Raw genomic sequence first — 13,055 nt, forward strand, 5'->3', positions numbered from 1 at the left:
GGCTGCCATCCGACGAGGTCGTCATGACGCACTTTCAAGGCTTGAGAAAACTTTTCTACCTCCTGCTCGGGGGAGCCCTCGTTCTGCCGGCTGCGGCGCTCGACATCGATCGCGCCAAGGATATCTACGGTCCGTGCGCGGCCTGCCATGGCCCCTTCGGCGCTGGCGGCAAGCAAGGCGAGTACCCACGCATCGCCGGCCAGTTGCCAAAATACGTCGAGCAGCAGCTACTGGCCTTCCAGAGTCAGGTGCGGATCAACTTGCCGATGTATCCGTATACGCGGGAGCGCGAACTCGACGATCAGGACATCAAGCTGGTCGCTGCTTACCTGGCGCAGATCGAGCTGCCGACGCGGCCGCCGGAATTCAAGGACAGCGACGACGCCCTGGCGCGCCTGCTGGCAATGGAGAAGGTGATGATCATCCCGCGTGCCGCCGGCGATATCGAAAACGGGAAGGCGGTCTACCAGAAGAACTGCGCCGTCTGCCATGGCAAGACGGCGCAGGGGCGCGGCATGTTCCCGATGCTCGTTGGCCAATACACGAACTACCTGCAAAAGCAGATCGACGCCTACCTTCAGGGGGATCGCCCGCACGACGAAGAAGGTGCCAGGACGGGAGCCTTGTACCGGCTGAAGGACGGCGATAGCCAGGATGTGCTGGCCTATCTGACGACCCTTCAGGCGGTCGAGCGCTAAGCTGCGCCGTTCGAGAGAGTGAGTCTTCAAATGACATGTTCATTCCCGCTTTCCGGGTAACGGTCCGCGTAGGTAGCCAGCGCAGGCGGGTCTTTCCGGCGCTGCGGGCACGCAGAAGACGATTTCAACGACTGCATTGTCGGGGCAAGCGCGCTGGCCAAGCGTGTTAGAATCGCCTCCTGATCAAGATGCCTTTGGGGTGATGCTGCCCTCGCGCGCCGGTTTTCCGGCGAGCTTGGCAGCGCGTTTACCGGAGACCTGCCTTGAGCTCTGCACGTCCAGATGAGTCGCGTATCGTCATCGCCTCGCGCGAGTCGCGCCTTGCCATGTGGCAAGCGGAGTACGTGCGCGGGCGTCTCGCAGAACTATACCCACAGCGCAACATCGAGATCCTCGGCATGACCACCCGTGGCGACCAGATCCTCGATCGCCCGCTGGCGGCCATCGGCGGCAAGGGTTTGTTCATCAAGGAACTCGAAGTGGCGATGCAGAACGGCCAGGCCGATATCGCGGTGCATTCGATGAAGGACCTGCCGATGGACATGCCCGAGGGCTTTGTCCTGGGCGCCATCACGTCGCGCGAGAACCCGTGCGACGCCTTCGTTTCCAACCGCTTTGCCGGGCTCAACGATCTGCCGGCCAAGGCGGTGATCGGCACCTCGAGCCTGCGCCGCGAGGCGAGTCTGCGCGCTCGCTACCCTGATCTGGTCATCAGGAGCCTGCGCGGCAACCTCGATACGCGTCTGCGGAAGCTTGATGCGGGTGAGTACGACGCCATAATCCTCGCTGCCGCGGGCCTGATTCGACTTGGGCTGGTCGGTCGAATTGCGTCCGTGTTGACCCCCGAGCAGTCCCTGCCGGCGCCGGGCCAGGGCGTGCTCGGTATCGAGGTGCCAGCCCAGCGCGCTGATTTGATCGCCTTGGTGGCTCCGCTCAACGATCCGGCTGCGGCTCAATGCGTGCGCGCGGAGCGTGCCTTTTCACGCGCCCTGGGCGGCAGCTGCCAGCTTCCTCTGGCTGCGCATGCGATGCTCGAGGGCGGTTTGCTCTGGCTACGTGGCTTTGTCGCTTTACCAGACGGCAGGCAGCTGCTTGCGGGTGAGTTGCGCGGCGCTCCAGACGACGACGAGGCCGTCGGCCGTGCCCTGGCGCAGATGCTGCGCGACCAGGGGGCAGGCGCCATACTTGACCAGCTTGCAGCAGGGCAATGACCGAGGCATTACGCGGCAAGACAATCGTCGTCACGCGGCCGCGTGCGCAAGCGCCCCGTCTGGCTGCCTGGATCGCCGAACACGGCGGCGAGCCGCTGCTTTTTCCGTTACTCGAGATAACGCCAGTTGACGACCCGGAGCAGTTGCGCTTGGCAATCGCTGCCCTTGACGGCTATTCGCTGGCGATCTTCATCAGCCCGAATGCCGTCGAGCACAGTGTCCCGGAAATCCTTGCGGCTCGCCAGTGGCCGGCCGGTTTGCAGGCGGTCGCCATTGGTCAGGGGAGCCTTTCCTTACTGCTCGCGTACGGGATCAGGAACCCGCTCGCTCCGCTCGAACGCTTCGATTCAGAGTCCCTGCTCGAACTTCCGGCATTGCAGAGCCCCGCTGTCGCCGGCCAACGGGTGGTCATCTTTCGCGGCAACGGTGGCCGTGAGTTCCTTGCCGACAGCTTGCGGGAGCGCGGGGCGCAGGTCGACTACGTGAGCTGTTACCAGCGTTCGTCGCCGGCTAGTGCCGCCGTGCTCGAAGCGCTCTGGCGCAACGGCCGCCTCGACGCCCTGACCGTCTCCTCCAGCGAGGGTTTGCGGAACCTTGTCGACCTGCTCGACGCCTCCGCGCGTGCGTCTCTGTGTACCACTCCGGTGTTCGTGCCACACCAGCGAATCGCCGACTTGGCGCAGAAACTTGGTTTGCAGCGGGTGATTCTGACCGAACCGGCAGATGCTGGGATCATTGCTGCTCTGAACGTATATAATTGGCGGTCATGATGAAAGAAGAAATCGACCCAAGGTCTCCACTTTCCGAACAAGCGGCCGCAGAGACGGCTGCCAAGCCGCCGCCAGAGGAGCAACCGTCGGCGGGTTCTCGAGCAGAGCCCGAGAGCGAGTCGTTGCCCGCGGGCGAACAGCGGCCGGAGATGGTTTCCCCGGCGAAGGCCGAGCCGGTCCCGGAAGCTGAGTCGCCGGTCGACAAGGAGCCGTTGCCGGACAGTCGAGCAACGACGGTTGAGGGTCCGCCAAGCGCCGAGGTGCAGGCATCTGCAAAGAGTGCTGCTCAGACACCATCGCCAGCCAGTCAGCCAACGCCTGCCAGTGCGCAGGGTACAGGCGACCAGCCGCCGGCAAGCCGGGCGGCGGCGGATCAGCAGCCACCCGGCTGGCGCAGTCCGTGGTTGCTGGTGGTGCTGGTGGCCCTTGGGCTGGCCGGCTGGCAGTGGTTCGAAACCCGGCAGAAGCTGGCCGATACGCAACAGGAGTTGGCCCGTCGCCTCGCCGACAGCGATTCGAGTGGCGCCGAAATCCGTGCGCTATCCAAGGGCGCGACCGAGCAGGTGGCTGGCGTCCTCGGTCGCCTTGCGGCCCTTGAGGGGAAAATTGCCGAATCGCAGAGCCAGCAGGCGATGCTCGAGAAGTTGTACCAGGATATCGCCCGCAACCGGGATGAGTGGGCGCTCGCCGAAGTCGAGCAAAGTGTGACCCTGGCCGCGCAGCAGTTGCAGCTGGCGGGCAATGTGCAGGCAGCCGTGCTCGCCCTGCAAACCGCCGACGCCCGCCTGGCGGCGAGCAGCCGGCCACAGTTCGTCAGCCTGCGCAAGGTTTTGAGCAATGATCTCGATCGCCTGCGTGCTTTGCCGCAGATCGACGTTGCGGCCATGAGTTTGCGCCTGGAAAGTGTCATAAATGCCATCGACACGATTCCCCTTGCTGTCGATGGGCGGTCCCGGCCGAATGGCGAGGGCGCAAAAGAAAGCGCAGACGGTGCGGCGGCGGAAGCGTCGTCGCCGCCGGCCGCTGAATGGCCTTCGGTAAGCAGCGTCGAGTTCTGGCAGCAACTGGTCAGCGCCGAGTTGTGGCAGCGATTGGGTCGCGAGATCTGGGGCGAAGTCAAGTCGCTGATCCGGATCCAGCGCGTTGACCGCGATGAGCCGGCCTTGCTCGCGCCGGGCCAGGCGTTCTTCTTGCGCGAAAACCTCAAGTTGCGTCTTCTCAACGCGCGCCTGGCTTTGCTGGCGCGCGATCAATGGACTTTCCAGAACGAGCTGAAGCATGCCCGGGCGTGGATCGATCGCTACTTTGACACCAGCGATAGCTCGTTGCAGACCGCGCAAAGCAATCTGGATCAACTCGTTGCCACCGAGATCAACATCGAGATGCCGACGCTCAATGAAAGCCTGTCGGCGGTCAAGACCTTCAAGCTCGGTCAGGAGCGCCAGTGAGAGGGCTACTTTGGCTACTGGCACTTGCTGCCACGGCTGTCGGCATTTCGCTGGCAGCAAGGTACAACGACGGCTACCTGCTGCTGATCGTCCCGCCGTATCGCATCGAGATCGCACTCAGTCTGGCGATTCTCCTCTTCTTTACCTCCTTCGCCCTGCTCTACCTGCTGCTGCGGACAATTGGGCTGACGCTCTCCCTGCCCGGCCGTATTGGTGACTATCGGGCACGGCGCCGTCGCGAGAAGGCCGCGGCGTCGCTTCATGAGGCCATTCGCCTGCTCTTCGAAGGGCGTTTCACGCAGGCTTTGAAGAAGGCCGGCGAGGCGCACGCTGCTGGCCACTCGCCGGGCGTGGCAGCCCTGCTCGCCGCACGGGCGGCGCATGGCCTTCGCGAACCCGAGAAGGAGCAGGAGTGGCTCGGCCGCGTCAACGACGCGCGGCTGGATCCTGCCCGGTTGATGCTGGAAGCCGAAATGGCCATCGACCATGAGCACTATGCCGAGGCGGTGAGCTTGCTGCACGCCCTGCAGAACATTTCCGGTCGGCACATCGCCGCGTTGCGCCTTGAACTACGTGCGCAGCAGGGTTGCGGCAACTGGCCGGAGGTGTTGCGGCTGGCCCGCCTGCTCGAGAAGCGCGAAGCTTTGGCCCCTGAATTGGCGCAGGAAATCAAGACTCAGGCGCACCAGGAAACCATCCGCCGGCAGCAGCAGGCCGACGAGGGCCAATTGCTCGCCTACCTGCGCGCCATACCGGCCAAGGAGCGCAGCCTGAGGCTGACGCACACCGCCTGCGAAGCTCTGCTTGAACACGGCGTTTACGACGATGCGCAGCGCATGATCGAGAAACAACTCGAGGGGCAGTGGGATTCGGAGCTGGTGCAACTGTATGGCCAGGTGCGGGGTAGCGACCTGACTTCGTGTATTGCTCGCGCCGAGAAATGGCTGCCGCAGCATCCCGACGACGCACAACTGCTGCTCGCCTTGGGCCGCCTGTGTTTGCACCAGCGTTTGTGGGGTAAAGCCCAAATCTACCTCGAGGCCTCACTGTCGCTGGTCGATCAGCGCGCGGTCAGGCTTGAGTTGGCTCGCCTCTTCGAGCAGACCGAACGCTGGGATGACGCCATGCCGCACTACCGGGCCGCCGCCGAGCAGGTCGCCCTGCGTCCTACGCCGCTTCTTCGCCTTGGCCTAAGCTCTCCTCGCTCAGTGCCTCGTTTGCCCGGCTAGGTCTGTCTATCGGTCTCTCGCCCGCTTAGACCCACTCTCGCGGTTCGAGCAGCGCGTAGAGTTCTGCTTCCGGGCTGCCGGCCGCGGGTCGCCAGTCGTAACGCCATTTGACCGTCGGTGGCAGCGACATCAGGATCGACTCGGTTCGTCCGCCCGACTGCAGGCCAAACAGCGTTCCGCGATCCCAGACCAGATTGAATTCGACGTAGCGCCCCCGCCGATACGCCTGGAAGTCGCGCTCGCGTTCTCCGTAGGGCGTTCCTTGGCGCTTGTCGATGATCGGCAGGTAGGCTTCGGTAAACGCTTCTCCGACGGCCTGAGTCAGCGCGAAGCAACGCTCGAACCCCCCCTCGCTCAGGTCGTCGAAGAACACGCCACCGACGCCACGTGGCTCATTGCGGTGTTTGAGGAAAAAGTACTCGTCGCACCATTTCTTGTAGCGCGCATGGACGTCTTTCCCGAAAGGGAGCAGCGCCTGCTTGCACGTGGCGTGAAAATGCCGGATGTCTTCGCTGAATGGGTAGTAGGGGGTCAGGTCCATGCCACCGCCGAACCACCACACCGGTCCGGCATCGCTCCTGGTCGCCACCAGCGCGCGCACGTTCATGTGCGCGGTCGGGCAGTAGGGGTTTTGCGGGTGTAACACCAGCGAGACGCCCATCGCTTCGAAGGCGCGACCGGCCAGTTCTGGCCGCTTTGCGGTCGCCGAAGCGGGCAGCGTGGAACCGCTGACCTGCGAGAAGGCCACCCCACCGCGCTCGAAGACGCGACCGCCCTCGATGATGCACGTGCAGCCACTGCCGGCGAGCGGCTCACCGGCTGCCTTTTGCCAGCTATCGGCGCGGAATTGCCTGCCGTCGGCGCCCTCGACTGCTGCAAGCGCCGCGACGATGCGCGTCTGCAAGCCGGTGAAATAGCTCCTCAGGAGTGCCGCGTCGATCATTTCGAGGCTTTGCCGGCCGACCCCCACCAGATCCCCTGCCTGCTCTGACTCCTCATCGTGGCACGGCGCGGTGGCCGATGTCGTGGCGATACTGCATACCGTCGAAGTGAATTCCGATAATCAGATTGTAGGCGCGCTTCTGTGCCTGCTTGACGTTGTCGCCGAGCGCCGTGACGCAGAGTACGCGGCCACCGGCGGTGACCGTCTGGCCCTCGTGTTCGCGGGTCCCGGCGTGGAAAACATGACTGTCTTCGCTGCTTGCGCCGCCTTTCGGCAGGCCGCTGATCACGTCGCCCGTGCGCGGGGCGCCGGGGTAGTTGGCGGCCGCGAGAACGACGCCCAGGGCGACGCGCCGATCCCAGGTCGCTTCGACCTGGTCGAGCCGGCCGGCGACCGCGTGGTCGAGCAGCATGAACAGGTCCGACTTCAGGCGCATCAGGATCGGTTGCGCTTCCGGGTCGCCGAGGCGGCAATTGAATTCAACCGTCTTGACCGATCCGTCCTTGCCGATCATCAGCCCGGCGTAGAGGAAACCGGTGTAGGGGATTCCCTCGGCGGCCATTCCGCGCACCGTCGGCAGGATGATTTCGCGCATCGTCCGGGCGTGCACCTCAGGCGTCACCACCAGCGCTGGCGAGTAGGCGCCCATGCCGCCGGTGTTGGGGCCGGTATCGCCGTCGCCGATACGCTTGTGGTCCTGACTCGACGCCAGCGGCAGGACGTCCTTGCCGTCGACCAGGACGATGAAGCTGGCTTCCTCGCCCTCCAGGAACTCCTCGACGACCACCTGCGTCGGTGTGCCACCTTCCGGTGCGCACGCGCCATTCTCTGGCAGCATGCGGTCGAGCGCAGCGTGCGCCTCGACGAGCGTCATCGCCACCACCACCCCCTTGCCGGCGGCGAGGCCATCGGCCTTGATGACGATTGGCGCACCCTGCTGGTCTACGTAGGCGTGCGCCGAAGCGCGGTCGGTGAAGCTTGCGAAGCGCGCCGTCGGGATACCGTGCCTGGCCATGAAGCGTTTGGCAAAGTCCTTCGAGCTTTCAAGTTGCGCGGCTTCCTTGCTCGGGCCGAAGATCTTCAGGCCGCGGGCGCGAAAAAGGTTGACTATGCCCGCCGCCAGCGGCGCTTCGGGGCCGACGATGGTCAGCGACACCTTTTCTTCTTCGGCGAAGTCGGCGAGCGCGTCGAGATCGGTGATGGCCACATTCTCCAGCGCCCGGTCCGCAGCTGTGCCGGCGTTGCCAGGCGCGACGAAGACCTTCTGCAGGCCGGGCGTCTTGGCCAGACACCAGGCGAGTGCGTGTTCGCGACCGCCCGAACCGATGACCAGTAACTTCATAAAAATCCTCTCCCCCGAGAGCGGCCGCGGCGGCATGCTGCTGGTCCGCAGCAGAACGATTGCCGTCGACAATTCCGCCGGTATTTAGATCAGCTCAAAAAGCCCGTCACACATCGTGTCTTTGCCGCCGCATCGCGATCAGTGCCGGAAGTGACGGGCGCCGGTGAACACCATCGTCAGTCCATGCTCGTTGGCGGCGGCAATCACCTCCTCGTCGCGCATCGACCCTCCCGGCTGGATGACCGCCTTGGCGCCCGCCGCCGCGAGGACGTCGATGCCGTCACGGAAGGGGAAGAAAGCGTCGGAGGCGACCACCGAACCGGCCAGTTCGAGACACGCGTTCTGGGCCTTGCTTACGGCAATTCGCGTCGAGTCGACGCGGCTCATCTGGCCGGCGCCAACGCCCAGGGTCATGCCGTGGCCACAGAAGACGATGGCATTGGACTTGACGAACTTGGCGACGCGGTAGGCAAAAAGCAGGTTCTCGATCTGCGACGCGCTCGGCACCAGGGCGCTGACCACCCTGAGGTCGGACGCCTGCACGTTGAATCGGTCCGGTGTCTGCAGCAACAGGCCGCCGCCGATGCGCTTCATCTCGAAGTCGTGGTAGACCTTGGCCAGTGGCAGTTCCAGGACGCGCAGGTTTTGCTTGCCGGACAGCAGTTCCCTGGCCGCGGCGGTGAACCCGGGAGCGAGAAGAACCTCGACGAAATGCTTGCGCGAATTCATGGCCACGATGACGTCGGCGTCTACCGTGCCGTTGAAAGCAATGATGCCGCCAAACGCCGACGTCGAGTCGGTCTGAAAGGCTTTTTCGTACGCCGACAGCAGATCGGCGCTGATCGCGACGCCGCAGGGATTGGCGTGCTTGACGATCACGCAGGCGGGCGTGTCGAAGGTCTTGACGCATTCCCAGGCGGCGTCCGCGTCGGCGATGTTGTTGTACGACAGCTCCTTGCCCTGTAGCTGCCGGTAGTTGGCGATCGAGCCTGCGACCGGCTCTGGATCACGGTAGAAGGCGGCCTGCTGGTGTGGGTTCTCGCCGTAACGCAGCGTCTCGCCGCGATCGAAAGCCAGCTGCAGCCGCTCGGGAAAGGGCTTTGCCTGTTCGCTTTCGTCAAGAGAGGTCAGCCAGTTGGCGATGGCCGCGTCGTAGCGTGCGGTATGTACGAAGGCTTTCTTGGCCAGGGCGAAGCGGGTGGCTGCGCTCAGCCCGCCACCGTTGCTCGCCATTTCCGAGAGGAGTGCCGGGTAGTCTTCGGGATCGGTGACCACGGCCACGCCGGCGTAGTTCTTGGCCGCCGAACGGACCATGGCTGGACCGCCAATGTCGATGTTCTCGATGGCCTCGGCGAGCGTGACGTCGGGTTTGGCAATCGTCTCGCGGAAAGGGTAGAGGTTGACGCAAACCAGATCGATCGCCGGAATGCCGTGCTCCTCGATAGTCGCCAGGTGTTCCGGCAGATCGCGGCGGGCGAGGATGCCGCCGTGCACCTTCGGATGCAGCGTTTTCACGCGGCCGTCGAGCATTTCCGGGAAGCCCGTGTAATCGCCGACCTCGGTGACCTCAAGCCCGGCATCGCGCAGCATTTTGGCCGTGCCGCCGGTCGACAGCAGTCTGACGCCGTAGGCGGCAAGGCCCTGGGCAAATTCGAGAGCACGATTCTTGTTGGAGAGGCTGATCAGGGCTTGGCGTATTTTCATGGTGGGCAGGTTTGCGACAGGGTAGGGAGGATTGGAGCAAGAGGTCGGTTCAGGCGATGAGCCGGTGATCGACCAGCTTCTTGCGCAGGGTGTTGCGGTTGATTCCGAGAATTTCGGCAGCGAAAGTCTGGTTGCCGCCGGCCTGTTTGAGCACGACTTCGAGCATCGGGCGTTCAACGCTCTTGATCACCATCTCGTATACCGGTGCCGGCTTTTCGCCGTCAAGGTGCTGAAAATAGTTTTCCAGCGCCTTGCGGACGAAACTTGCAATGTCCTCATCCTCATCGTGTTGTCGCTTCATGCGGCGAGATCCTCACAATTGGCGTTGGCCAGCGCCGGCGTGGCCGGATCGCTGCTGACGTAGGGCAGGTGCTCGTTGTGCTCGGCGAGCGCCAGGAAAAAGTCGTTGACCGCTTGCCGTTGCAGGGCGATCGTCGGCAATTGGTTCATCATGTGGCGGAAGGCTGCCGATCCGACCAGCCCCTTCGTGTACCACGAGATATGCTTGCGCGCGACGCGCACGCCAGTTTCCGTGCCGTAGAAGAGGTAGAGGTCTTCAAGGTGGGCGAGCAGGATGCGGTGAATCTCGCTGACCCGCGGCGGCATCAGAGGCGTGCCGGTGTTCAGGAAGTGCTCGATCTCGCGGAACAGCCAGGGACGACCCTGGGCCGCGCGGCCGATCATCAGCGCGTCAGCGCCGGTGCTCTCGAGAACGAACTTTGCCGTCTCCGGCGAGACGATATCGCCGTTGGCGATCAGCGGAATGCGGGCCTCGGCCTTCACCGCGCGCATGGTGTCGTACTCGGCGTGACCGCTGTAGCCACAGGCGCGCGTCCGGCCATGCATGGCCAGAGCCCGGATCCCGGACTGCTCGGCAATTTTCAGAATGCTCAGGGCGTTACGGTTGCCGGTGTCCCAGCCGGTCCGGATCTTCAGCGTCACCGGCGTCTGCGGTACCGCCTTGACCACCGCCGACAGGATCTTGCCGACCAGAGGCTCGTCGCGGAGCAGGGCAGAGCCGGCCATCACATTGCAGATCTTCTTGGCCGGGCAGCCCATGTTGATATCGATGATCTGCGCTCCGCGGTCGACGTTGTAGCGCGCCGCATCGGCCATCATCGCCGGGTCTGCGCCGGCGATCTGCACCGAGATCGGCGCCACTTCGCCATCGTGATTGGCGCGGCGGCGGGTTTTCGCGCTTCCGTAGAGCAGTGAGTTCGAAGTCACCATCTCGGAGACGGCGAGGCCGGCGCCAAGGCTCTTGCAGAGCTGTCTGAAAGGCCGGTCGGTCACACCTGCCATCGGCGCGACAAACAGGTTGTTGCGAAGCGTAAATCCGAGGAATTCCATGGCGGTGCGGTGCCGGGGCGCAAGGCAAGACCGGGATTCTACCGCGATTGGCGCCCGAAAAACAGACGATCTTGCGTGCCGGCGACATTGATCGCCTTGGCGATGGCGTCACGGCATCGGCAGGCCTGCCGCCGGACTGGGCCTTGAGCTCAGCCGTCGCTACCTGCGTCCTGCGGCGTCAGCGTGCGCGGCGCTTCTCGCCCTGACGGCTACCCGAGTTGGCCGTCAGGCGCTGTCCTGAGCCTTGTTGGCCGTGTCCGGCATGACGATGTTCACCTCGAGTACTTCCATGTTTCCCTGCTTCTCGATCGATACCTTGATATCTTCCGGGTTCACCGAGACGTACTTCGAGATCACCGCCATCAACTCCTGCTGCAATGCCGGCAGGAAGTCGGGCGTGTTGTTACTTTCATTGCGTTCGTGGGCAATGATCAGTTGCAGGCGTTCCTTGGCAATGGACGCCGTCTTGGGCTTGCTGCCGCCGAAGATCAGGGAGAACAGGGACATCCTTATTTACCCCCGAAGAATCGCTTGAACAGGCCGGGCTTCTCGTAGTCGACGTAACGCAGGGGGATGGTTTCGCCGAGGAAGCGGCCGACCACGTCAAGGTAGGCGCCGGCAACATCGCTGTTGGCGAGGTGGATCGCAGGCGAGCCGGCGTTCGAAGACTGAAGTACCGCTTCAGACTCGGGAATGACGCCGATGATCGGCACGCGCAGAATCTCCTGCACATCCTTGTACGAGAGCATTTCCCCCTCTTCGACGCGTTTTGGCGAGTAGCGGGTGATCAGCAGATGTTCCTTGACCGGCTCGCCGCCGCTCAGGGCACGGCGTGACTTGGCCTGGATGATGCCGAGAATGCGGTCCGAGTCGCGTACCGAGGAAACTTCCGGGTTGCTGACCACCAGCGCTTCGTCGGCAAAGGTCAGGGCCAGAACCGCCCCGCGCTCGATGCCCGCCGGCGAATCGCAGACGACGTAATCGAAGGCCATGTGTTCGAGTTCCTTGAGGACTTTCTCGACCCCTTCTTCGCTGAGCGCGTCCTTGTCGCGAGTCTGTGAAGCCGGCAGGACGAAGAGATTGCCGTTCTCGCAGTGCTTGTCCTTAATCAGCGCCTGGGTGAGCGTTGCTTCTCCGTTGAGAACGTTGACCAGGTCGTAGACCACGCGGCGCTCGCAGCCCATGATCAGATCCAGGTTGCGCAGACCGACGTCAAAATCGATGACGGCAGTTTTGTAACCACGCAGGGCGAGCCCTGATGCGAAGCTGGCGCTGGTGGTGGTCTTGCCGACTCCACCCTTGCCCGACGTTACGACGACAATACGTGTCACGGATGTTTCTCCGCAGATTAAAGACGAGATTCTACCCGCAGAATGGGCTTTCTGCTGATCCGCGCAGCGCTTGCGGTGCCATTGCCGCTGCCCGAGTCGCTGCTACTCTGTCCTGAGTGGCTCGACAACCAGTTTACCGGAGCTGTCGCCAGTTTTTTCAGCGAGCCTGACCTGCACCGCTTTGCCCGCCAGATCGCTCGGTACGCCACTGTCGAAAGTCCGATACAGTCCGGCAACCGAGACCAGCTGGGCATCGAAGCGAGTGCTGAAGATGCGTGCCTCGGTATCGCCGCTGGCGCCCGCCAGTGCACGACCGTGCAAGGGGGCGTAGATGTGGATGTTGCCGTCGGCGATGACTTCGGCACCGGAGTTGACCGCGGCGAGAACGACCAGGTCGCCGCCACGTGCGTAGATCTGTTGCCCCGAACGCAAGGGCCGAGTGAGGAACAGCGTTGGCGACCTTGCGCCAGTGCTGGCGGCGGCGGGCTCGGGCTTTGCTTCCCGCGCTGGCTCGGGCTTAGCTTCCGACTTTGCTTCCGGCGCTGGCGGCGGCGCGGCGGGCGCCGTACGCTCGTCGTCGGCACGGGGCGCCGCGCGTAGCGAACGATCGACGGCGGCGTAGGTCGGCAGGCCGGCCGTGCGGGCGCTTTCGCGAAGCTCATCGCTGCCGCCCCGGACACCGATCACGTTCAGCCCGTGGGTCCTGAAGAGCTCCTTTAAGAACTGCCATTTGGCCGACGAGGCGGCAGCCGCCTGCGACAAGTCGAGCACGGCAGCCTCGCCATCGAAAAAGGGATCGTCGCCGAACAGCGCGCTGGCGGCTTCGCCGAGTTCGCCCAGTTGCAGCGATCGCAGGCTGACCGTGACGATGGGCAGGGTGGTTCCCTTGAACTCGATCAGTGGTGGGGTCTTGTTGGTTGGCGGCATGGGATCGTGAGGGCGCTCTTGCTGGAACTGGGGAATCGGCGAAGTCTAGCGGAATCGCCTGTAAAAGCGAACTGCGGCGACGACATTTTCGTGCTTTGCGGG

The 13,055-nt window shown here is 63.9% G+C and carries 13 protein-coding genes; 5 read left to right on the forward strand and 8 right to left on the reverse strand.

Annotated elements, in window-relative coordinates:
• Positions 1 to 23: 23 nt before the first annotated feature.
• The 5 genes from QZ613_RS12850 (at position 24) to QZ613_RS12870 (ending at position 5,356) form a co-directional block, all read left to right on the forward strand.
• Entirely contained in the window at positions 24 to 698 is a 675-nt protein-coding gene (locus QZ613_RS12850; protein ID WP_291901058.1) for a c-type cytochrome, read from the forward strand.
• Positions 699 to 961: 263 nt separating this feature from the next.
• Positions 962 to 1,909, forward strand: coding sequence for a hydroxymethylbilane synthase (hemC, locus tag QZ613_RS12855; protein ID WP_043566410.1), 948 nt, complete (start codon positions 962 to 964; stop codon positions 1,907 to 1,909).
• Positions 1,906 to 2,679: a uroporphyrinogen-III synthase gene (locus tag QZ613_RS12860; RefSeq protein WP_043566412.1), complete on the forward strand. Its 774-nt coding sequence runs from the start codon at positions 1,906 to 1,908 to the stop codon at positions 2,677 to 2,679. Before hemC ends, QZ613_RS12860 begins: the two co-directional genes overlap by 4 nt.
• 122 nt (positions 2,680 to 2,801) lie before the next feature.
• Positions 2,802 to 4,127, forward strand: a complete 1,326-nt coding sequence (locus tag QZ613_RS12865) for a uroporphyrinogen-III C-methyltransferase (protein ID WP_291864700.1) — start codon at positions 2,802 to 2,804, stop codon at positions 4,125 to 4,127.
• Positions 4,124 to 5,356, forward strand: coding sequence for a heme biosynthesis HemY N-terminal domain-containing protein (locus tag QZ613_RS12870; protein ID WP_291864697.1), 1,233 nt, complete (start codon positions 4,124 to 4,126; stop codon positions 5,354 to 5,356). The genes QZ613_RS12865 and QZ613_RS12870 overlap by 4 nt, the downstream gene beginning before the upstream one ends.
• Before the next feature lie 25 nt (positions 5,357 to 5,381).
• Here QZ613_RS12870 and hemF read toward each other — a convergent pair whose 3' ends face one another.
• The 8 genes from hemF to minC all read right to left on the reverse strand — a co-directional run bounded on the left by hemF (position 5,382) and on the right by minC (position 12,953).
• The gene (hemF, locus tag QZ613_RS12875; protein WP_043566415.1) at positions 5,382 to 6,299 is read right to left on the reverse strand and encodes an oxygen-dependent coproporphyrinogen oxidase; all 918 of its coding nucleotides are present in this window, start codon (positions 6,297 to 6,299) and stop codon (positions 5,382 to 5,384) included.
• A gap of 52 nt (positions 6,300 to 6,351) precedes the next feature.
• Complete coding sequence (purD, locus tag QZ613_RS12880) at positions 6,352 to 7,641, reverse strand: phosphoribosylamine--glycine ligase (protein WP_043566418.1); 1,290 nt, start codon at positions 7,639 to 7,641, stop codon at positions 6,352 to 6,354.
• A 138-nt stretch (positions 7,642 to 7,779) separates the two neighbouring features.
• On the reverse strand, positions 7,780 to 9,345 hold the full coding sequence (gene purH / locus QZ613_RS12885) for a bifunctional phosphoribosylaminoimidazolecarboxamide formyltransferase/IMP cyclohydrolase (RefSeq protein WP_291864693.1): 1,566 nt from the start codon (positions 9,343 to 9,345) through the stop codon (positions 7,780 to 7,782).
• Positions 9,346 to 9,394: 49 nt separating this feature from the next.
• On the reverse strand, positions 9,395 to 9,646 hold the full coding sequence (locus tag QZ613_RS12890; RefSeq protein ID WP_043566425.1) for a helix-turn-helix domain-containing protein: 252 nt from the start codon (positions 9,644 to 9,646) through the stop codon (positions 9,395 to 9,397).
• Positions 9,643 to 10,695 carry a tRNA dihydrouridine synthase DusB gene (gene dusB, locus QZ613_RS12895; RefSeq protein WP_043566428.1) on the reverse strand — a complete coding sequence of 351 codons (1,053 nt, stop codon included), beginning with the start codon at positions 10,693 to 10,695 and terminating at the stop codon, positions 9,643 to 9,645. The genes QZ613_RS12890 and dusB overlap by 4 nt, the downstream gene beginning before the upstream one ends.
• 225 nt (positions 10,696 to 10,920) lie before the next feature.
• Entirely contained in the window at positions 10,921 to 11,202 is a 282-nt protein-coding gene (gene minE / locus QZ613_RS12900) for a cell division topological specificity factor MinE (RefSeq protein WP_043566430.1), read from the reverse strand.
• Between the two features lie 2 nt (positions 11,203 to 11,204).
• Positions 11,205 to 12,026, reverse strand: a complete 822-nt coding sequence (gene minD, locus QZ613_RS12905; protein ID WP_043566434.1) for a septum site-determining protein MinD — start codon at positions 12,024 to 12,026, stop codon at positions 11,205 to 11,207.
• Between the two features lie 102 nt (positions 12,027 to 12,128).
• Positions 12,129 to 12,953 (reverse strand): septum site-determining protein MinC, encoded by an 825-nt coding sequence (gene minC / locus QZ613_RS12910; RefSeq protein WP_291901068.1) that lies wholly within the window; start codon positions 12,951 to 12,953, stop codon positions 12,129 to 12,131.
• Positions 12,954 to 13,055 lie beyond the last annotated feature (102 nt).

Source organism: Candidatus Accumulibacter sp. ACC005, assembly GCF_907163215.1.
Lineage (GTDB): Bacteria > Pseudomonadota > Gammaproteobacteria > Burkholderiales > Rhodocyclaceae > Accumulibacter > Accumulibacter regalis.

Coding starts and splice junctions, on each gene's coding strand:
- QZ613_RS12850 (WP_291901058.1), top strand. CDS start 24: ATGACGCACTTTCAAGGCTTGAGAAAACTTTTCTACCTCCTGCTCGGG.
- QZ613_RS12860 (WP_043566412.1), top strand. CDS start 1,906: ATGACCGAGGCATTACGCGGCAAGACAATCGTCGTCACGCGGCCGCGT.
- hemF (WP_043566415.1), bottom strand. CDS start 6,299: ATGATCGACGCGGCACTCCTGAGGAGCTATTTCACCGGCTTGCAGACG.
- purD (WP_043566418.1), bottom strand. CDS start 7,641: ATGAAGTTACTGGTCATCGGTTCGGGCGGTCGCGAACACGCACTCGCC.
- purH (WP_291864693.1), bottom strand. CDS start 9,345: ATGAAAATACGCCAAGCCCTGATCAGCCTCTCCAACAAGAATCGTGCT.
- QZ613_RS12890 (WP_043566425.1), bottom strand. CDS start 9,646: ATGAAGCGACAACACGATGAGGATGAGGACATTGCAAGTTTCGTCCGC.
- dusB (WP_043566428.1), bottom strand. CDS start 10,695: ATGGAATTCCTCGGATTTACGCTTCGCAACAACCTGTTTGTCGCGCCG.
- minE (WP_043566430.1), bottom strand. CDS start 11,202: ATGTCCCTGTTCTCCCTGATCTTCGGCGGCAGCAAGCCCAAGACGGCG.
- minC (WP_291901068.1), bottom strand. CDS start 12,953: ATGCCGCCAACCAACAAGACCCCACCACTGATCGAGTTCAAGGGAACC.